A 17,552-nucleotide genomic window follows, 5' to 3' on the forward strand; every position below is an offset into this window, starting at 1 on the left:
GCCCGGCGGCGGCCGGTCAGGTGCCGGTGCGGCGCCGGCTGCTCCGGCCCGTGGTCCAGCCGCCGTCGACGGCCAGCTCCGCGCCGGTGACGTACGAGGCGGCGTCCGAGAGCAGGAAGACGACCGCCTCGGCGATCTCCGGGGCCTCGCCGACCCGGCCCATGGGGGCGTCCGGGAAGTGGCCCTCGCCGTGCTCGATGCCGGTGTGCGCGGTCATCGGGGTGTAGGTCATGCCGGGGTGCACGGAGTTGACGCGGATCCGGTCGGCGCCGAGTTCCACCGCGGCGACCTTGGTCAGTCCGCGCACCGCCCACTTGGCCGCCCCGTACCCGGCGGTCAGGGCCAGGCCCATGAGGCCCGCCGCGGAGGAGATGTTGACGACGGAACCGCCGCCGCCCGCCCGCATCACCGGGACGACGGTCCGCATCCCGATGAAGACACCGGTGAGATCGATGTCGACCACGCGGCGGAACGCCTCGACCGACTGTTCCTCCAGCGGATGCGAACCGCCCGAGACGCCCGCGTTGTTGACCAGACCGTCCACTCGGCCGAACGTCGCGACGGCGTACCCGACGACAGCGCGCCAGTCGTCCTCGGAGGTGACGTCGTGCCGGACGAACCGGGCGTCGTCGCCGAGTTCAGCGGCGACGGCGCGTCCCTCCTCCTCGCACACGTCCGTGAGCAGCACGCGGGCGCCGGCCGCGACGGCCGCCCGGCAGGTCTGCGCACCGATCCCCCGGGCCCCGCCGGTGATGACGACCGTCTTGCCCCGCAGGTCCGCCACAGGATTCCCCTTCTCACTGCCCGGCACCGGGCCGGGTGCGGGCGATGTGGTCGGCCGCGAGCCAGCCGAAGGTCATGGCGGGGCCGATGGTCGCGCCGGGTCCCGGGTACGTCTCCCCCATGACTGCGGCCGAGACGTTTCCGGAGGCGTACAGTCCGTCGATGACCGAGCCGTCCTCCCGCAGCACCCGGGCCGTGGCATCGGTGACCAGTCCGCCCTTGGTGCCGATGTCGCCGGGGTGCACCGGGATCGCGTGGAAGGGTCCCTTCTCCAGCGGGGCCAGGTTGGGATTGGGCAGCGTCGGGTCGCCGTAGTAGCGGTCGTAGACGCTGTCGCCGCGGTGGAAGTCCTCGTCGCGGCCGGCCCGGGCGAAGCCGTTGAAGCGCTCCACGGTGGCACGCAGCCGCTCCGGATCGACGCCGATCCGTGCCGCCAGTTCCCCGACGGTCGCGGCCTTCTTGACGAAGCCGCTCTCCAGCCACGCCTTGGGGAACGGCTGGCCGGGGAACAGCCCCGTGAAGAGGTAGCGGGACTTGGCCGTGGCGTCCAGGATCAGCCAGGACGGCACGGTGGAGGCCCCGGGTTTGTCGTTGGCGTACATGGCGTCGACGAACTCGTGGTACGGCGCGGCCTCGTTGGCGTAGCGGTCGCCCGCCGAATCGACGATCACCATGCCCGGGATGCCCCGGTCGGCGACGAGGAAGAACGGCTTGCCGTCGGGCGGGACCACCGACGGCGCGCCCCACACCCGGTCCATGAGGTCGGTCGCCGCGCCGAGCGCGATGCCCAACTCCAGGGCGTCGCCGGTCTGTCCCTCGGCCGCGGCACTCCACTCGGTCGAGGTGGGCGCCGGCAGGTACTTCTCGCGCAGCCGCTGGTCGTGCGAGAAGCCGCCGGAGGCGAGGACCACACCGCCGGTCGCCCGGATCGCCAGCTCCCGGCCCATGGGGGTCCCCCCGGTCGAGCGAGGTCGAGACTGGGGGACGGTGACCCGGACGCCGGTGATACGGCCCTCCTCGGCGACCAGTTCGGTCAACGGCGCGGACAGCCACAGCTCGCCCCCGAGAGCGTCCAGAGAGTGCCGCATCCGGGCGATCAGCGCCTCGCCGAGGGAGAGGAGCTGTTGCCTGGAGAGCAGGGACCCGACGGCCCGGGCGCCGACCCTGGCCGCGGTCCGCCGGCCGGCCCAGGTGCGCCCGACCATGTTCAGTTGCCGGAAGTCCTTGGAGGTGATGGTGAGCCCGTAGGTCGGCAGTCCGGCCCGGCGCATGGTGGCGCGGTGCTCGCGGCTCAGCCTGTTGAGGTCGAAGATCCGCGGTTCGACGGAGCGGCCCTGCGGGTAGCCGCCGAGCCGCTCGGGGTAGTAGTCGCTGTAGCCGGGGGTGTAGACGAAGCGTACGGCGGTGCGGTCGTGGAACTCCCGTACCATCCGCGGCCCGTGGGCCAGATAGGCGTCCTTGCGCTCGGCGGGGACGCGGTCACCGACGGTGGCGTCCAGGTAGGCGCGGGCCTTCTCGGGGGTGTCGCCGAGCCCGGCGGCGTCCAGGTGGAAGTTGCCCGGCACCCAGATCGCGCCGCCGGACAGGGCGGTCGAGCCGCCGTAGACATCGGTCTTCTCCACCACGAGGGCGGTCAGTCCGCGCAGCCGGGCGGTGATGGCCGCGGCCAGGCCGGCGGCGCCGGAGCCGACCACCACCACGTCGTAGGTGTGGTCCCAGGTGTTGTTCATCGCGTTCTACCTCGTCGTATCGGAGCGGCTGCCCCGGCCGCCGGGTCAGCGGGCGGTGAGCCGGGCGTCGGTGAGCACCGGTGCGTCGGCGCGCTCGGCGGCGGTGGCCGTCAGCCGGTAGCCGTCGGGGGTGTCCCAGATGCGCAGCCGCAGCCTCTCGCCGGGGAAGAACACCCCGGCGAAGCGGGTGCGGCAGCTGGTGATCGCGCTCGCGTCGCCGTCCAGCAGGCGGTCGGTGACGGCCTTGACCACCATGCCGAAGGAACACAGCCCGTGCAGGATCGGGCGGTCGTAGCCGGCCCGGTGGGCGGCTCCGGGGTCGGCGTGCAGCGGGTTCCAGTCCCCGGTGAGCCGGTAGAGCAGGGCCTGCTGACGCAGCGTCGGGATGTCCAGCAGCAGATCGGGTTCCCGGTCCGGTGGGCCGGGGCGCCGGGCGGGGCCGCGGGTGCCGCCGAAGCCGCCCTCTCCGTGGACGAAGATCTCGTTGCGCTGGCTGATCAGCGGTTCGCCGCCCGCGTCGAGGAGGGTGGAGTCCTGGACGATGACGGCGGCCCCGCCCTTGTCGTACACGGCCGACACCCCGGTGACCGCGGTCGCCCGGGCGGCGGCGGGCAGCGGGTGGTGCACGGTGATCTCCTGGCCGCCGTGCAGCGCCTTCGCCAGGTCGACGTCCACCCCGGGCAGGTCGAAGACCTGGAAGCCGACGCCTCCGGTGCCGCCCGCGACCACGCCGAACGTGGGCAGGACCTGCAGTCCCCGCGGATGTCCTTCGAAGACGTAGCGCAGTTCGCTCGGGTCGGTCTCGGGCACGCCCGCGCCGAGTGCCAGGTGATACAGCCGCACATCGCGCTCGCTCCACACGACGTCGGTGCGCACCGGCGGCGCCGAGAGTACCTTCCCCACGTCGATGGGCATCAGAACGCCCCCACGGCGTACCGGCTCCGGAAGAAGAGCAGCGGGCGGCCGTCCTGGCCGGCGTCGAGCGCGACCACCTGGGCGGTGACCAGGTGGTGGTCCCCGGCCCGGTGCACGGCGCGCAGTTCGCATTCCACGAAGGCCAGGGCGCCGTCGAGGCGTACGGTGCCGTGTTCGCCGACGCTCCAGGGCACGTCCGCGAACTTGTCGTCGCCGCTGCGGCCGAGCGCGGCGCAGGTGGCGCGCTGGTCCTCGGCGAGGATGTTGACGCAGAAGCGGCCCGCCCGCTCGATCCTCGGCCAGCTGGTGGAGGAGTGGCCCACGGCCAGCATGACGAGCGGGGGGTCCAGGGAGAGCGAGGCGAAGGACTGGCAGGCGAACCCGACGGGCCGGCCGGCGTCGAGCGCCGCCACCACGGTGATGCCGCTCGCGAAACGGCCGAGGACGTCGCGGAAGACGGCGGGGTCGATCAGCCGTTCCACCGGTGACCCCAGAAGCTGTCGGCGGTGATCTCCTTGGCCACCCAGGTGGCGGGGTCGACGACCAGGCCGTCCCAGCCGTACTCGACCTGGAAGCCGCCGGGCGCCTGCGCGTAGAACGACACCATGCGGTCGTTGGTGTGGCGGCCGAGGCTGGAGGCGATGGGGACGCCCGCCGCGTTCGTGCGGTCCAGGCCGCGGCCCACGTCGTCGAGGGTCTCCAGCTCCACCATGAAGTGCACGATGCCGGGAGGCAGCACGCCGGGATACAGCCCCAGGCTGTGGTGACGGCGGTTGGGGCTGAGGAAGTGCATCCAGTGGAACTCCCGCTGCTCGGCGGCCGTCGGGACGGCCTGAGCGGGCAGCTTCATGGAGTCGCGCAGCTGGAAGCCGAGCAGGTTCTCGTAGAAGTCCAGCGCGGCCTCGATGTCCGGCACCGGCAGTACGACATGGCCGAGGCCCAGGTCGCCGGTGACGAAGCGGTTGCCGTACGGGGTGACGAGCGGGTCGTGGTCCTGGGCCTGGCCCCAGTAGATCTCCAGCGCGTTGCCTCCCGGGTCCGTCACCTGGATCAGGCCCTGGACGCGGCGCTCGGCGAGTTCGCCGGCGTCGGCGGCCTTGACGGCGACGCCCGCCGCTTCCAGTTCGGCGGCGGCCCGGGCGAGCGCGACGGCGTTCGCCACCTCCCAGCCCGCCGCCAGCAGCCGGTCGCCCTCGCCGGCCTGGATGACGATGCGGTACGCGCGGTCGTCCAGGCGCAGGCACAGGGTGTCCTCGGTGGTGCCGGCCGCCTCCGCCATGCCGAGGACGTCGAGCGCGTAGCGGCGCCACTCGTCGAGCTTGGTGGTCTCCAGGCGCAGATAGCCGAGAGCGCGGATGTCCATGGTGGTGCACCTCTTCCGTCGGGGCGGTAGCGGGTCGGTCAGTGCGAGAAGAAGTCGATGGCCAGGCGGTTGAACTCGTCCGCCTGCTCGGTCTGGGCCCAGTGGCCGCAGTGCGGGAAGACGTGCAGGCGGGCGTCCGGGATGGTCTTGAGGGCGACCAGTGCCCCGTCGAGCGGGTTGACGCGGTCCTCGCGGCCCCAAGTGAGCAGCACCGGCTGGGTGATCCGGTGGGCCTCGCGCCAGAGCATCCAGTCCTCGGCCCAGGCGGGGTTGGCGAAGGAGGCGGCCATCCTGGCGCTGCCCGCCCTGGTGTCGGGGTCGGTGGCCGAGGCCCAGCGTTCCTCCACGAGTTCGTCGGTGACGATCGACTGGTCGTACGCCATGACGCCGAGGAAGGCGCGCAGTTGCTCCTTGCTGGGCCGGGGTGCGGCGTTGAACTCGAAGAGCCGCTTGGTCCCCTCTGTCGGGTCCGGGGCGAAGAGGTTGACGGAGACACCGCCGGGACCCATCAGCAGGAGCCTCGCGACCTTGTCCGGGTGGTTCAGGGCCATGCGGACGGAGGTGCCGCCGCCGAGGGAGTTTCCGATGAAATGCGCCTGGCCAATGCCCAGTTCGTCCATCAGGGCGGTGATCGCGTCGGCGCTGTAGCTGAAGTAGTCCTTGTCGAGTTCCGGCTTGTCCGAGCGGCCGAAGCACGGCTGGTCGACCAGCAGGGTGCGGAAGTGCCCGGCGAAGACCGGCAGGTTGCGGCCGAAGTTGCTCCAGGCGGAGGCGCCGGGACCGCCGCCGTGCAGCATGATCACCGCGGGTCCGGCGGGTCGGGGGTCCGGTCCGGCCTCGTGGTAGTGGAGCGTGAGACCCGCCGCCTTGACGGTGCGGGAGGTCGACTCGTAGCTGAGCTGTGTCATGTACGGCGCCTCTCAGGCCATGGTGTCGTAGATGTCGATGCCGAGCGCGCACTGCCCGTACATCACCAGAGCCCGCTCGGGGTCGTTGGCGGCGTGGCCGCGTCCGGTGTGGGCGTCGCGCCAGGCGCGCTGGACCGGGGCGGGGCCGGTGCGCATGGCGCTGCCTCCGGCGTTCTCCATCAGCAGGTCGACCGCCGCGACCGCGCGTTCGGTGGCGAGCACCTGGTCCCGGCGGGCCCGGGTGCGCAGCTCCATCGGGATCCCCTCGCCGCGCTCCGCGAGGGCGTACATCTCCCCCATGTTGCGCGTCAGTTGCAGCCAGCTCGCGTCGATGTCACTGGCCGCGCGGGCGATCCGCACCTGCGCGAAGGGGTCCTCGGCGACCTTCTGGCCGTAGGAGACCCGGAAGCGCTGTTGGGTGGCCTCGGCGTACGAGTGGTAGGCGCCCTCGGCGATGCCGACGATCGGGGTGGAGATGGCGGTGGTGAACATGCCGGCGTACGGCAGCCGGTACAGGGGCTCCTGGTTGAGCTCGTGGCCGGGCACCTTCAGGGCGCTGACCGGGCCGAAGCTCAGGGCGCGGTGCTCGGGGACGAAGACGTCCTCGACCACGACGTCGTTGCTGCCGGTGCCGCGCAGGCCGACGGTGTCCCAGACGTCGTCGACGCGGTAGTCGGTGCGCGGGATCAGGAAGGTGCGCATGTCCACCGGGTTGCCCTCGCCGTCCGGGACGAGACAGCCGAGCAGGGCCCACTGCGCGTGGTCGCAGCCGGAGGAGAAGTGCCAGCGGCCGGACAGCCGGAAACCGCCGTCGGCCGCGGCGGCCCTGCCGGTGGGGGCGTACGAGGAGGCGATGCGGGTCTTGGGGTCCTTGCCCCACACCTCCTCCTGGGCCCGCGGGTCGAACAGGGCGACGTGCCAGGGGTGGACGCCGACCACCGAGGCGACCCAGCCGGTCGAACCGCACGCCTGGGCGATCTCCTTGACCGCCGTGTAGAAGACCAGCGGGTCGGCCGCCCGGCCGCCGAAGGCCGTGGGCTGCAGCAGTTGGAAGAAGCCGGTGTCCTCGATCTCCTTGACGGAGGTGTCGGGCACCCGGCGCAGCGCCTCGGCCTCGGCCGCGCGCTCGCGCAGCACGGGGGCGAGGGCACGGATCGCTTCCAGGACGTCGTCGGCCATGGGGCGTCCCCTTTCGGGTCGTGGCGCAGGGAGTGCCAGGACCGTACGACGTGCTGTTCCCGTGCCGAAATGGGCCGCTCCCACTGAGCGGGAACTGGCAACGCCCTGGAAGACCGGAAGGTCAGAGCATCGGATCGTGCACGGCGATGCCGAGGGCGTCCCGGCCGAAGAGGACCAGCGCCCGTTCCACGTCGTTGGCCGCTTGGCCACGGCCGGTGTGCAGGTCCCGCCAGGCGCGCTGCAGGATGTCGCCCGGGTCGCGCAGAGGGCTGCCGGCGGCGTTCTCCATCAGCAGGTCCACCGCCGTGATCGCGCGTTCGGTGGCGAGCACCTGGTCCCGGCGGGCCCGGGTGCGCAGCTCCATCGGGATCTTCTCGCCACGCTCGGCGAGGGCGTACATCTCCCCGGTGTTGCGGGCCAGTTGAAGCCGGCTCGCGTCGATGTCACTGGCCGCGCGGGCGATCCGCACGTGCGCGAAGGGGTCCTCGGCGAGGCGTTGTCCACCGGAGGAGCGCAGGCACTCGCGGGCCGCCGCGATGTAGCCGGCGTAGGCGCCCTCGGCGATGCCGACGATCGTGGTCGAGATGGCGGTGGTGAAGACGGCGGCGTACGGCAACCGGTACAGCGGCTCGGTGTTGACCGCGTGTCCCGGGCAGTGCAGAGCGGTCACGGGGCCGAAGCCGAGCGTGCGGTGCCCGGGCACGAAGACGCCCTCGACGACGATGTCGTTGCCGCCGGTGCCGCGCAGGCCGACGGCGTCCCACACGTCGTCGACGCGGTAGTCGGCGCACGGCACGAGGAAGGTCCGCATGTCCACCGGCCGCCCCTCGCCGTCGGTGACGAGACCGCCGAGCAGGGCCCAGCGGGCATGGTCGCAGCCGGCGGCGAAATGCCAGCGGCCGGACAGCCGGAAGCCGCCGTCGACCCGAGTGACCGTGCCGGTGGGTGCGTGGGAGGAGCAGATCCGAGTGGATCCGTCCGCGCCCCACACCTCCTCCTGCGCCCGCGGGTCGAACAGGGCCACGTGCCAGGGATGGACGCCGAGCACGGCGGCGACCCAGCCGGTCGAGCCGCACGCCCGGGCGATCTCGCTGAGCGCGGTGTGGAAGACGGCCGGCTCGGCGGCGAGTCCGCCGTAGGCCCTGGGCTGGAGCAGCCGGAAGAAACCGGTGTCGGCCAGTTGCCGGACGGAGGCTTCGGGCAGGCGGCGCAGCGCCTCGGCCTCGGCCGCGCGCTCGCGCAGCACGGGAGCCAGGGCACGGACCGCGGAGAGCACCTCGTCGCACATGTGCTTCGCTCCCGGTTGCTCGGCCCGTCCGTCCTGGTCTGACGGTAGGGAACATACGCGTTACTGTTCCGAGACGAAACACACTCTTCCCAGTGACCGTCACCCTCTGGCAACCTCCACGCAATACCGCGGATGACGGAGTGGCCAGGGGTCCGGGCCGCCCGTGTGGGAGGTGCGGATGACGACAAGCGCTGTCGATGCCGAGGCCGGATGTCCGCCTCTGTCCCTGTTGGAGAAGGCCGCCAAGGTACTGAGCGCCTTTCAGAACGCGGGGCCCCGGCTCACGCTGACCGAGGTCGTGCAGCATTCCGGCATCAGCCGGTCCTCCGCCCACCGGATCCTCGATCAGCTGGTGCAGCTGCGCTGGCTGGAGCGTGAGGGCCGCGACTACCGCCTGGGCATGGGCATGCTGGAACTCGGGGCCATGGCCTCGCACCACAACCGGCTGCGGCGGGCGGCGCTGCCCCATCTGCACGCCCTGCACGAGTCCACCGGCCATCTGGTGCACCTCACCGTGCTGGACGGCGCCGAGGTGGTCTATCTGGAGCGGATCGGCGGGTCGGACAACTCCGGCGTACCGTCGCGGATGGGCGGGCGGCAGCCGGCGTACTGCACGGCATCGGGCAAGGCGATCCTGGCCTTCAGTGACGCCGCGCAGGTGGAGCAGGTGATTCAGCACGGACTGCGGCCGCGCACCCCGCGCACCATCATCCGCCCGGAGTTGTTCCGCAGCGAGCTGACGGTGGCGCGGGAGCGCGGCGTGGCGTTCGACCACGAGGAGGGGTACCGGGGGGTCTTCTGCGTGGCCGCACCGTTGCGCGGTGCCGGCCGGGCGATCGCCGCGGTCTCGGTGTGCGGCCACGGCGTCCACCGGGAACTCGAACGGCTCGCGCCCGTCGTGCGCGGCTGCGCGCGGTCGGTGTGGCAGGCGATGTTCGGGCCCGGCCGGCAGACGGACAAGCGGCCGCGGCAGGCCGGAGCGGTGAGCGCTCCCGGTGTTCCGCAGCCGTCGATGGACAACATGATGACCTGGCTGCGGTTCAGCGAGTGGATGTGAGGGGTCGCTCCGACAGGTCGGGGGCCCGGCGGGCCAGGCCGGCGCAGGGCACCCGCATCCCGTCGGAGGTCACCTCACCGCGTGGCGTCACCAGGTGCCGTCTCCGCGCAGGACGGCGTCCGCACCGCCGTCCGCGAAGACGACCTGCCCGGTGACGAGCGTGTTCTCGGCCGAGATCAGCCAGGCGACCAGCGGGGCGATCTGCTCCGGGCGGGCGTGGCCGTGCAGGGGCATCGGCACGCTCCGCTCCACGAGTTCGCGCGTCTTTGGATCGTCCAGCAGCGGGCCGGTCAGCGGTGTGAGCACCACTCCGGGGGCCACGGCGTTGAGCGCGATGCCCGCGCCGGCCCAGGCGTCGGTGATCGCGGAGCGGCGGACCCAGCGGGAGACGGCCGCCTTGGAGGAGGAGTAGACGAGGTGCCCCTCGTCCCGGTCGACGGCCGCCCGGGCAGCGGTCACCGCCGCCGTCTCGTCCCCGGCCAGCGCCGCGTCCACGATCGCCGGGTCGGTCGGGTGCACCGAGTCGATGGAACCGATGACCACGGCGCGCGGGTCGGTACCGGCCGCCAGCAACGGACGCAGTCCGTCGAGCGTGGCCACGGCACCGAAGTGGTTGATCTTGACGGTGAGCGGGTCGAAGTGCGCCACGCCCGCGCAGGAGACGACAGCGTCCAGGCGGCCGGCGGTCAGTTCGCCGGCTCGGGTGACGAGTTCGGCCCGGCCTTCGGCGGTGGACAGGTCGGCGCGGATGTCGCCGCTCTTCAGATCCGTCGCGATGACGGTGTGGCCCCGCTCCCGCAGCAGGGCCGCGATGGCCGCGCCGATGCCGGAGGCCGCTCCGGTGACCAGACAGGTACGAGCCTTCATCCGTCCCTTCTCCCTTGCCTCTTGCCTCTTGCCTCTTGCCTCTTCGGCAATGGTGGTTGTGCGTCAGGAATAGGTGATGTCGACCCGGTCCGTGAGCGGCAGGGCCTGGCAGGCCAGGACGTACCCTTCGGCGAGGTCCCGGCCGTCCAGGACCTCGTTGCGGGCCATCTTCACCTCGCCCGCCGTGACACGGCAGGTGCAGGCGGCGCAGGCGCCCTCGCGGCAGGAGTACGGGGCCTGGACCCCCGCCGCCAGCAGCGCGTCCAGCAGGGGTGTCCCCGACGGCCACAGGACGGTATGAGACACGCCGTCGAGCTCCACGAGCGCCGTGCTGCCGCCGTCGGCCGGTGTGCCTTCTGCCGCGACCGGTGCCGGCGGGGCGAAGACGCCTGCCCCGAGGGAGAAGAAGCGCTCCCGGTGGACACGCTCGTCCGGTGCGCCGAGCGTGCGCAGCGCCTGTTCGACCGCGTTCATGAGCGGCTCCGGACCGCAGACGTAGGCCTGGCGGTCGGCGTACGGCGCGAGCACGGCGGCCAGCCGGTCGGCGGCGGGCAGGCCCTGGAGCGCCTCCAGCCAGTGGACCACCAGCAGCCGGTCCGGGTGATCCTCCGTCAGCTTCCGCAGCTCGCCCCGGAAGATGACGGAGCCCTCGTCGCGGTTGGCGTACAGGAGCATGACCCGGGCCCGGCCCGCGACGAGGGCCGACTTGGCGATCGAGAGCACGGGGGTGATGCCGCTCCCGCCGGCGACGAGCAGCAGGTCGCGGTCGAGGGAGTCCGGGGTGAAGGTGCCGGCCGGAGGCAGCACTTCCACTTCGTCCCCGGCCGCGAGGTGGTCGCACACCCAGGTGGACCCGTACCCGCCGGCCACCCGCTTCACGGTCACCTTCAGGGGCTCTCCGGCGTGCGGCGAGCTCGCGAGGGAGTAGCAGCGGGCGACGGGCCCGCCGTCCGCCCCAGGCAGCTTCAGGGTGAGGAACTGCCCGGGTCGGTAGGTGAAGCGGTCCGCGCTCTCCGGCGGTGCCTGGAGCACCAGGGAGCGTGCGTCGGCCGTTTCGGCGATGACCTCGGTGATGCGCAGCCGGTGGGTACGTGCTCCTGACGTCGGCTCAGACATCGGTTCAGACATCGGCGGCCTCCAAGGGGCCGACCTCCAGGCTGCCGTCCGCCACCGCTCGGTCGATGCTGGTCCGCAGCGCCCGGCAGGTGCGTATCCGGGCGGCGGTGCCGCCCTCGGCCACCCGGTCCCGGAACTCCGCGCAGACGACGGCCGCGTCGGCGGTCCACTGCACGGAGGTGTGGGCCGTGCTGAACTTCTCGCACAGGACCTGGTTGCCGCAGGTCGCACACTCCACCGGCCGCATATCAGGCTCCTGTTCCCGGCCGAGCCGCCCGGCGGGCCAGGTTCTCCTCGACCTCGGCGCGCCAGGCCCTGTTGGCCCGCTGGGTGTCGATCTCGAACTCGAAGCGGCGGGTCATCTCGTCCTTGACGTCGGCGGCATCGACGTAGAACTGCTCGTACCAGCGGCGCAGTTGGTAGACGGGACCGTCCTCCTCGGTGAGCAGCGGGTTGTCGATCCGGGTCTTGTTCTGCCAGATCTCGACGTCCTGCTCGAAGCCGACGGTCGCGCCCTCGGCGGTGAGGCGGGCGGCCTCGGTGGCCTGTTCGTCCGTCATGCCGGGCAGCCGTTTGACGATCGCCCCGTACTGGAGCAGAAAGCTGTCGGAGTCGATCGGATAGTGACAGTTGATCAGGACGATCTCCATCTCCGCTCCGCCGCCGACGTCGCTGTAGAGATGGTCGATCATGTAGGAGGGACCGTGGTAGGAGGCGTCGGAGCGCAGCCGTCCGGAGCTGAGCGTGCCCAGCTCCATGTCGCCGCGCGGGCTGCTCTCCATGTACTGGGTGGCGATGTGTCCCTCGAAGACGTTCTTGAAGTACTCGGGGAAGGCGTAGTGGACGTAGTAGAAGTGCGCCATGTCCACGACGTTGTCCACGATCTCGCGGCAGTTGGAGCCTTCGACCCGCAGGGTCTTCCAGGTCCAGTCGCTCCACCGGTCGGCGTCCGGGCCGTGGATGCCGTCGATCTCGGGGACGGTCACCTCCGGCGGCGGGGGGTTTCCCTCGGGGTCGTGCCAGACGAAGAGCTGATTGTTGCGCTCCAGGGTGAGCCAGGACCGGGTCCTGGCGCGTGGCGGGACCCGGCGGGCGTACGGGATGCCGGCGCACCGCCCGTCGCCCGCCCAGCGCCAGTCGTGGAAGGGGCAGGCGACGGCATCACCCTTGACGGTGCCGTGGCCGAGGTTGCCGCCCATGTGCGGGCAGTAGGCGTTCAGGACGTGGAGCTGCCCGTCGTCCTGCCCCCGGAAGACCACCAGTTTGGTGCCGAACGCCGCTATCTCGTGCGGCTTTCCGTCCGTGAAGCCGTCGGCGAGGCCGAGACAGTGCCAGCCGCGGGCGAAGCGCGTGGGCGGCCTGCCCGCGTCGATGACCCGTACCTCGTCGTTGGGAGCAGTCATCGGTCTCTCCTTGCTGTTCGTGTGCGGCGGTGCGGTTCAGTTCTGTGCGGCGAGTTCGACGGCGATGTCGATGAGCTGGTCCTCCTGCCCGCCGACCAGGCGGCGTTCGCCCGCGCGCAGGAGGATCTCGGCACCGGAGACGCCGTAGCGCTCGGCCTGCCGGTAGGCGTGCTTGAGGAAACTGGAGTAGACCCCGGCGTGGCCCATCAGCAGGGCGAGCCGGTCGAGCCGGCACTCGTCGTCCATGACCGGGCGGACCACGTCCTCGGCCGCGTCGATGATCTTCAGTACGTCGATGCCGGTGCGGATGCCCATCTTCTCGCATACGACGACCAGCGCCTCGACGGCGGTGTTGCCGGCACCGGCACCGAGCCGGCGCGTGGAGCCGTCGATCTGGAGCGCGCCGGCCCTGATGGCCGCGATGGAGTTGCCGGTGCCCAGCGCCAGGTTCTCGTGTCCGTGGAAGCCGACCTGGGCGTCGTCGCCGAGCTCGGCCACCAGCGCCTCGACGCGGGCGGTGACGTCGTCCATGACCATGGCTCCGGCCGAGTCGACCACGTACACGCACTGGCAGCCCGCGTCGGCCATGACGCGCCCCTGCCGGGCCAGCCGCTCGGGGGGCGTCGAGTGGGCCATCATCAGGAACCCCACGGTCTCCAGACCCATGTCACGGGCGAGCCCGAAGTGCTGGACGGCGATGTCGGCCTCGGTGCAGTGGGTGGCGATGCGGCAGATGCTCGCGCCGCCTGCGTGGGCTGCCCGTATGTCGTCCTTGACGCCGAGTCCGGGCAGCATCAGGAAGGCGATCCTCGCCCGCCGCGCGGTGTCCACCGCGATCTTGATGAGTTCCTGTTCGGGGGTCCTGGAGAAGCCGTAGTTGAAGGAGGACCCGCCGAGCCCGTCGCCGTGCGTCACCTCGATCACCGGCACACCGGCGTCGTCGAGGGCCGCGACGACGGACCGTACGTCGTCGCCGGTGAACTGGTGTCGCTTGGCGTGCGAGCCGTCGCGCAGCGAGGAGTCGGTGATGCGGATGTCGAGGGTGTCCGAGTAGGGCATGCGGCGTGCTCCTCACGTACCCGGGGCGAGGAGCGCCCGGGCGAACTCCTCGCCGACCTTGGTGGCGGCGGCGGTCATGATGTCGAGGTTTCCGGCGTAGGGCGGCAGGTAGTCGCCCGCGCCCTCGACCTCCAGGAAGATCGCGACGCGCGCCATCCCGCCGTTCTCGGGGCGCGGGTCGTCGAACTGCGGCTCGGTGCGCAGCCGGTAACCCGGCACGTACGCGGAGACCTGCTCGGCGATCTCCTTGACGGAGGCGGCGACGGCGGCCCGGTCGGTGTCCTCGGGGATCGCGCAGAAGACGGTGTCGCGCATGATGACGGGCGGCTCGGCCGGGTTGAGGATGATGATCGCCTTGCCGCGCTCGGCACCGCCGATGGTTTCGATGCCGCGCGAGGTGGTCCGGGTGAACTCGTCGATGTTCGCCCGGGTTCCGGGACCGGCGGAGACGGAGGCCACCGAGGCGACGATCTCCGCGTACGGCACGGGGACCACCCGCGAGACCGCGTACACCATGGGAATGGTGGCCTGGCCGCCACAGGTGATCATGTTGACGTTGGGCTGGTCGAGGTGCGCGCGCAGATTGGCGGGCGGTACGACGGCGGGGCCGACGGCCGCCGGGGTCAGGTCGACCGCCCTGATGCCGAGTTCGGCGTAGCGCGGGGCGTTGGCCCGGTGAACGTAGGCGCTGGTGGCCTCGAAGACGATGTCGGGGAGTTCGTCCTGGGCGAGCAGCCGGTCGACGCCGTCGGCGCTGGTCTCGAGACCCGTGCGGGCGGCCCGCGCGAGGCCCTCGCTGGCCGGGTCCACGCCGATCATCCAGCGGGGCTCGACGAGTTCGGAACGCAGCAGCTTGTACAGCAGGTCCGTGCCGATGTTGCCGGATCCCACGATCGCGGCGCTCGCCTTGGTCTTGGTGGTCATCATCACCTCAGATGAAGGGGAGGGAGATCGAGCCCAGCCCGCTGAACTCGGCGGTGAAGGTCGCTCCGGGCACCGCGTCGACGGCCCGGGTGCACGAGCCGGGCAGCACCAGGTGCCCTTTCTTCAGGGGCACGCCGAAGCGGGCCACGGTCCGGGCGAGCCAGGCCACGCAGACGGCCGGGTCGCCGAGTACGGCGTCCCCACGTCCCCGGGCGAGCAGTTCGCCCCCGCTGGTCAGCCGCGCTTCGATCGCCTTCAGGTCCAGTTCGCGCGGGTCGCGGCCCTCGCCGATGACGTATCCGGCGGAGGAGGCGTTGTCCGCGATGGTGTCGGCGATGGAGATGCGCCAGTCGCGGATCCTGCTGTCGATCAACTCCAGTGCGGGAACGACGCGTTCGGTCGCGGCGAGGACGTCCGCCGGCGTGCAGGTCTCCCCTGGCAGGTCGTCTCCGAGGACGAAGCCGACCTCGACCTCGACACGTGGGAGGCAGTAGCGGGAGACGGGGACGGGCGCGTCGGGAGCCAGCTCCATGTCGTGGAGCAGATGGCCGTAGTCCGGTTCGCCGACGCCCATCATCTGCTGCATGACGGGGGACGACAGGCCGACCTTGTGTCCACGCACCTCGGCCCCGGCCGCGACACGGTGCCGGATGTTGATGAGCTGGATCTCGTACGCGTCCTCGGTGTCGATGCCGGGGTACGCCTCGGTCAGCGGAGCGATCGGCGTGACACCGAGTTCGGCGGAGCGCAGCAGCTCGGCCGCCGCGTGCCTCTGGCGGTCCGTGAGCATGACGGGTCCCTCCTGGGGGGCGGTTGGGGCTGTCCGGCGAGGCTAGGCCGGTCCCGGTGAGCGCGGGGAGCGCGATTTCCCGGTGAGCGGGAAAGGGGGTCGGCTGGGCGCTGACACGCCGGTCCGCCTGCGGCGGAGGGCGCGGGGGGCCGGGCCCGCGCCGCGTGTCGGGTGTGGGGAAGGGCGCTGTGGCCGGTGCTCAGGCACGAGGTGGGGAGCCCGGGAGACGGAGGCCGGCCCCCACGGCAAAGCTCTCCCCGCGACGAAGCCCTCCCCCACGGCCGGGTCCGCCCCCGGCAGGGCCCGCCGCAGAGGCCGGCGCCGATCCCCGGTTCAGCGGGCCCCGTAAACCGGCTGTTGCGGCTCGGACTCCGCGAGCAGCTTCAGTGCCGTCTCCCCCGCCTCCACCGGGGTCCAGCGGGCGCCCTTGTCCGCCGTGGGGCCCGGGCGCCAGCCCTCCATGACGGTGAGCCGGCCGGCCTCGGCCTCGAAGACGCGTCCTGTCACTCCGGCACTGACGGCGGAGCCCAGCCAGACGACGAGGGGCGAGACGTTCTCCGGGGCCATCGCGTCGAAGCCGGTGCCCTCGTGGGCGGCCATCGTCTCGGCGAAGGTCTGCTCGGTCATCCGGGTGCGGGCGGCGGGGGCGATGGCGTTGACCTGGATGCCGTAGTGGCCCAGCTCGGCGGCGGCGACGAGGGTGAGGCCGACGATGCCGGCCTTGGCGGCGGAGTAGTTGCCCTGTCCGACGCTGCCCGACAGGCCAGCGCCCGAAGAGGTGTTGACGACGCGGGCCTCGGGCATGCGGCCGGCCTTCGCCTCGGCTCGCCAGTGCGCCGAGGCGTGCTTCAGCGGCAGGAAGTGGCCCTTGAGATGGACACGCATCACCGCGTCCCAGTCGTCCTCCTCCAGGTTGACGAGCATACGGTCGCGCAGGAACCCGGCGTTGTTGACGAGGGTGTCGAGGCGGCCGAAGGCCTCCAGGGCGGTGGCGATCAGCGAGGCCGCGCCGTCCGTGGTGGCGATGTCGCCGCCGTGGGCGACGGCCGCTCCGCCCGACCGCGTGATCTCGTCGACGACCTGCTGGGCGGGGCCCGCGTCCCCGCCGCTGCCGTCCATGCCGACGCCGAGGTCGTTGACGACGACCCTGGCTCCTTCGGCGGCGAAGGCGAGCGCGTGCGCACGGCCGAGCCCACGGCCCGCCCCGGTCACGACGACGACGCGTCCGCTGCACAGTCCTGTCATGGTGTGTCCCTTTCGATGGGCCTGGCCGATGGACCGGGCCGATGGGCCTTCCGGCTGTCGTAACTGCTCGCCGAAGGAGGTCAGTTGTTGGCGCTGGCCGCGTCGAGGAAGGCGGGGCGTTCCCCTCCCCCGTGCACCTGCAGACTGGCGCCGCTGATGTACGCGGCCCGGTCGGAGGCGAGGAAGACACAGGCGTCGCCGATGTCGGCGGGTTCGGCGAGCCTGCCGAGCGGCACGGTGCGGCCGACGGCGGCGATCCCTTCCGCGTCCCCGTAGTGCAGCTGGGACAGTTCGGTGCGCACCATGCCGGGGACGAGGGTGTTGACCCGCACCCGTGGCGCCCATTCCACCGCCATGGAGCGGGCCAGGTTGTCCAGGCCCGCCTTGGCCGCTCCGTACGCGGCGCTGCCCGGTGACGGGCGGGTGCCGCTGACGCTGCCGATCATGATGATCGACCCTCCGCCGCTCTGGTGGCGCATCACCTCGTACGCGGCGAGGGAGGCGGTCAGGGGGGCGACGAGGTTGAGTTCGAGGACTCGGGCGTGTCGTGCGGCGCCGCCGTCGCCGAGCATCCGGAACCCGGTGCCCCCGGCGTTGTTGACCAGGAGGTCCAGCCGCCCGTGGTCGCCGCGCACCCGGCCGAAGAGCGCGTCGACCGCGTCCGGGTCGCGCAGGTCGACGGGGCGGAAGCGGGCTGTGCGGCCCGCTGCCTCGACGGGCCGGTCGGGGGGCCTTCGGGCGCAGATCACGACCTCCGCGCCGGCTTCGAGCAGGGCCCGGGTGATTCCCGCGCCGACGCCCCTCGTGCCGCCGGTGACGACGGCGACTGATCCCGACAGATCGATGGTCACTGCCAAGGGACACCTCCCGCAGCGGGCGAACCGCTGCTATCTTCCGCCTAACAAACGTTTGGTGGAAAGGTAGC

The 17,552-nt window shown here is 72.0% G+C and carries 18 protein-coding genes; 1 reads left to right on the plus strand and 17 read right to left on the minus strand.

What is annotated here, in order from left to right; translation table 11 throughout:
- Positions 1 to 16: 16 nt before the first annotated feature.
- The 8 genes from ADK64_RS29780 to hsaA (ADK64_RS29815) all read right to left on the minus strand — a co-directional run bounded on the left by ADK64_RS29780 (position 17) and on the right by hsaA (ADK64_RS29815) (position 8,166).
- Entirely contained in the window at positions 17 to 784 is a 768-nt protein-coding gene (locus ADK64_RS29780; protein ID WP_053663932.1) for a glucose 1-dehydrogenase, read from the minus strand.
- 13 nt (positions 785 to 797) lie between these two features.
- The gene (locus tag ADK64_RS29785; protein ID WP_053663934.1) at positions 798 to 2,513 is read right to left on the minus strand and encodes an FAD-dependent oxidoreductase; all 1,716 of its coding nucleotides are present in this window, start codon (positions 2,511 to 2,513) and stop codon (positions 798 to 800) included.
- A 45-nt stretch (positions 2,514 to 2,558) separates the two neighbouring features.
- Entirely contained in the window at positions 2,559 to 3,428 is an 870-nt protein-coding gene (locus tag ADK64_RS29790) for a MaoC/PaaZ C-terminal domain-containing protein (protein WP_053663937.1), read from the minus strand.
- Entirely contained in the window at positions 3,428 to 3,910 is a 483-nt protein-coding gene (locus ADK64_RS29795) for a flavin reductase family protein (RefSeq protein WP_078992917.1), read from the minus strand. The genes ADK64_RS29790 and ADK64_RS29795 overlap by 1 nt, the downstream gene beginning before the upstream one ends.
- Entirely contained in the window at positions 3,898 to 4,791 is an 894-nt protein-coding gene (locus ADK64_RS29800; protein ID WP_053663939.1) for a VOC family protein, read from the minus strand. Before ADK64_RS29800 ends, ADK64_RS29795 begins: the two co-directional genes overlap by 13 nt.
- A 38-nt stretch (positions 4,792 to 4,829) precedes the next feature.
- Entirely contained in the window at positions 4,830 to 5,699 is an 870-nt protein-coding gene (gene hsaD, locus ADK64_RS29805; RefSeq protein ID WP_053663941.1) for a 4,5:9,10-diseco-3-hydroxy-5,9,17-trioxoandrosta-1(10),2-diene-4-oate hydrolase, read from the minus strand.
- A gap of 12 nt (positions 5,700 to 5,711) precedes the next feature.
- Complete coding sequence (hsaA, locus tag ADK64_RS29810; RefSeq protein ID WP_053663944.1) at positions 5,712 to 6,878, minus strand: 3-hydroxy-9,10-secoandrosta-1,3,5(10)-triene-9,17-dione monooxygenase oxygenase subunit; 1,167 nt, start codon at positions 6,876 to 6,878, stop codon at positions 5,712 to 5,714.
- Between the two features lie 121 nt (positions 6,879 to 6,999).
- A complete protein-coding gene (gene hsaA, locus ADK64_RS29815; RefSeq protein WP_053663946.1) occupies positions 7,000 to 8,166 on the minus strand; it encodes a 3-hydroxy-9,10-secoandrosta-1,3,5(10)-triene-9,17-dione monooxygenase oxygenase subunit in 1,167 nt (388 codons plus the stop codon).
- Between the two features lie 178 nt (positions 8,167 to 8,344).
- Here hsaA (ADK64_RS29815) and ADK64_RS29820 point away from each other — a divergent pair, with 178 nt between their 5' ends.
- Positions 8,345 to 9,223 carry an IclR family transcriptional regulator gene (locus ADK64_RS29820; protein WP_053664380.1) on the plus strand — a complete coding sequence of 293 codons (879 nt, stop codon included), beginning with the start codon at positions 8,345 to 8,347 and terminating at the stop codon, positions 9,221 to 9,223.
- Between the two features lie 87 nt (positions 9,224 to 9,310).
- Here the strand turns inward: ADK64_RS29820 and ADK64_RS29825 are convergent, their stop codons facing one another.
- From ADK64_RS29825 to ADK64_RS29865, 9 genes are all read right to left on the minus strand, one after another.
- Complete coding sequence (locus ADK64_RS29825; RefSeq protein WP_053663948.1) at positions 9,311 to 10,090, minus strand: SDR family oxidoreductase; 780 nt, start codon at positions 10,088 to 10,090, stop codon at positions 9,311 to 9,313.
- Positions 10,091 to 10,153: 63 nt separating this feature from the next.
- A complete protein-coding gene (locus ADK64_RS29830; protein WP_234384751.1) occupies positions 10,154 to 11,218 on the minus strand; it encodes a ferredoxin--NADP reductase in 1,065 nt (354 codons plus the stop codon).
- Positions 11,211 to 11,453 carry a hypothetical protein gene (locus tag ADK64_RS29835; RefSeq protein ID WP_053663952.1) on the minus strand — a complete coding sequence of 81 codons (243 nt, stop codon included), beginning with the start codon at positions 11,451 to 11,453 and terminating at the stop codon, positions 11,211 to 11,213. The genes ADK64_RS29830 and ADK64_RS29835 overlap by 8 nt, the downstream gene beginning before the upstream one ends.
- A 1-nt stretch (position 11,454) precedes the next feature.
- Positions 11,455 to 12,609 (minus strand): Rieske 2Fe-2S domain-containing protein, encoded by a 1,155-nt coding sequence (locus ADK64_RS29840; protein ID WP_053663954.1) that lies wholly within the window; start codon positions 12,607 to 12,609, stop codon positions 11,455 to 11,457.
- Positions 12,610 to 12,645: 36 nt separating this feature from the next.
- Positions 12,646 to 13,668, minus strand: coding sequence for a 4-hydroxy-2-oxovalerate aldolase (dmpG, locus tag ADK64_RS29845; protein WP_053663956.1), 1,023 nt, complete (start codon positions 13,666 to 13,668; stop codon positions 12,646 to 12,648).
- 12 nt (positions 13,669 to 13,680) lie between these two features.
- Positions 13,681 to 14,592, minus strand: a complete 912-nt coding sequence (locus tag ADK64_RS29850) for an acetaldehyde dehydrogenase (acetylating) (protein ID WP_053663958.1) — start codon at positions 14,590 to 14,592, stop codon at positions 13,681 to 13,683.
- A 7-nt stretch (positions 14,593 to 14,599) separates the two neighbouring features.
- Positions 14,600 to 15,382: a 2-keto-4-pentenoate hydratase gene (locus tag ADK64_RS29855; protein WP_053663960.1), complete on the minus strand. Its 783-nt coding sequence runs from the start codon at positions 15,380 to 15,382 to the stop codon at positions 14,600 to 14,602.
- Positions 15,383 to 15,715: 333 nt separating this feature from the next.
- Positions 15,716 to 16,627, minus strand: coding sequence for an SDR family oxidoreductase (locus ADK64_RS29860; protein WP_053663962.1), 912 nt, complete (start codon positions 16,625 to 16,627; stop codon positions 15,716 to 15,718).
- Positions 16,628 to 16,707: 80 nt separating this feature from the next.
- The gene (locus ADK64_RS29865) at positions 16,708 to 17,484 is read right to left on the minus strand and encodes an SDR family oxidoreductase (protein ID WP_053663965.1); all 777 of its coding nucleotides are present in this window, start codon (positions 17,482 to 17,484) and stop codon (positions 16,708 to 16,710) included.
- Between the last annotated feature and the right edge of the window lie 68 nt (positions 17,485 to 17,552).

The sequence above is a fragment of the Streptomyces sp. MMG1121 genome (assembly GCF_001280015.1).
Classification (GTDB): Bacteria; Actinomycetota; Actinomycetes; order Streptomycetales; family Streptomycetaceae; genus Streptomyces.

Coding starts and splice junctions, on each gene's coding strand:
- ADK64_RS29785 (WP_053663934.1), bottom strand. CDS start 2,513: ATGAACAACACCTGGGACCACACCTACGACGTGGTGGTGGTCGGCTCC.
- ADK64_RS29790 (WP_053663937.1), bottom strand. CDS start 3,428: ATGCCCATCGACGTGGGGAAGGTACTCTCGGCGCCGCCGGTGCGCACC.
- ADK64_RS29800 (WP_053663939.1), bottom strand. CDS start 4,791: ATGGACATCCGCGCTCTCGGCTATCTGCGCCTGGAGACCACCAAGCTC.
- hsaD (WP_053663941.1), bottom strand. CDS start 5,699: ATGACACAGCTCAGCTACGAGTCGACCTCCCGCACCGTCAAGGCGGCG.
- hsaA (WP_053663944.1), bottom strand. CDS start 6,878: ATGGCCGACGACGTCCTGGAAGCGATCCGTGCCCTCGCCCCCGTGCTG.
- hsaA (WP_053663946.1), bottom strand. CDS start 8,166: ATGTGCGACGAGGTGCTCTCCGCGGTCCGTGCCCTGGCTCCCGTGCTG.
- ADK64_RS29820 (WP_053664380.1), top strand. CDS start 8,345: ATGACGACAAGCGCTGTCGATGCCGAGGCCGGATGTCCGCCTCTGTCC.
- ADK64_RS29825 (WP_053663948.1), bottom strand. CDS start 10,090: ATGAAGGCTCGTACCTGTCTGGTCACCGGAGCGGCCTCCGGCATCGGC.
- ADK64_RS29830 (WP_234384751.1), bottom strand. CDS start 11,218: ATGTCTGAACCGATGTCTGAGCCGACGTCAGGAGCACGTACCCACCGG.
- ADK64_RS29835 (WP_053663952.1), bottom strand. CDS start 11,453: ATGCGGCCGGTGGAGTGTGCGACCTGCGGCAACCAGGTCCTGTGCGAG.
- ADK64_RS29840 (WP_053663954.1), bottom strand. CDS start 12,609: ATGACTGCTCCCAACGACGAGGTACGGGTCATCGACGCGGGCAGGCCG.
- dmpG (WP_053663956.1), bottom strand. CDS start 13,668: ATGCCCTACTCGGACACCCTCGACATCCGCATCACCGACTCCTCGCTG.
- ADK64_RS29850 (WP_053663958.1), bottom strand. CDS start 14,592: ATGACCACCAAGACCAAGGCGAGCGCCGCGATCGTGGGATCCGGCAAC.
- ADK64_RS29855 (WP_053663960.1), bottom strand. CDS start 15,382: ATGCTCACGGACCGCCAGAGGCACGCGGCGGCCGAGCTGCTGCGCTCC.
- ADK64_RS29860 (WP_053663962.1), bottom strand. CDS start 16,627: ATGACAGGACTGTGCAGCGGACGCGTCGTCGTCGTGACCGGGGCGGGC.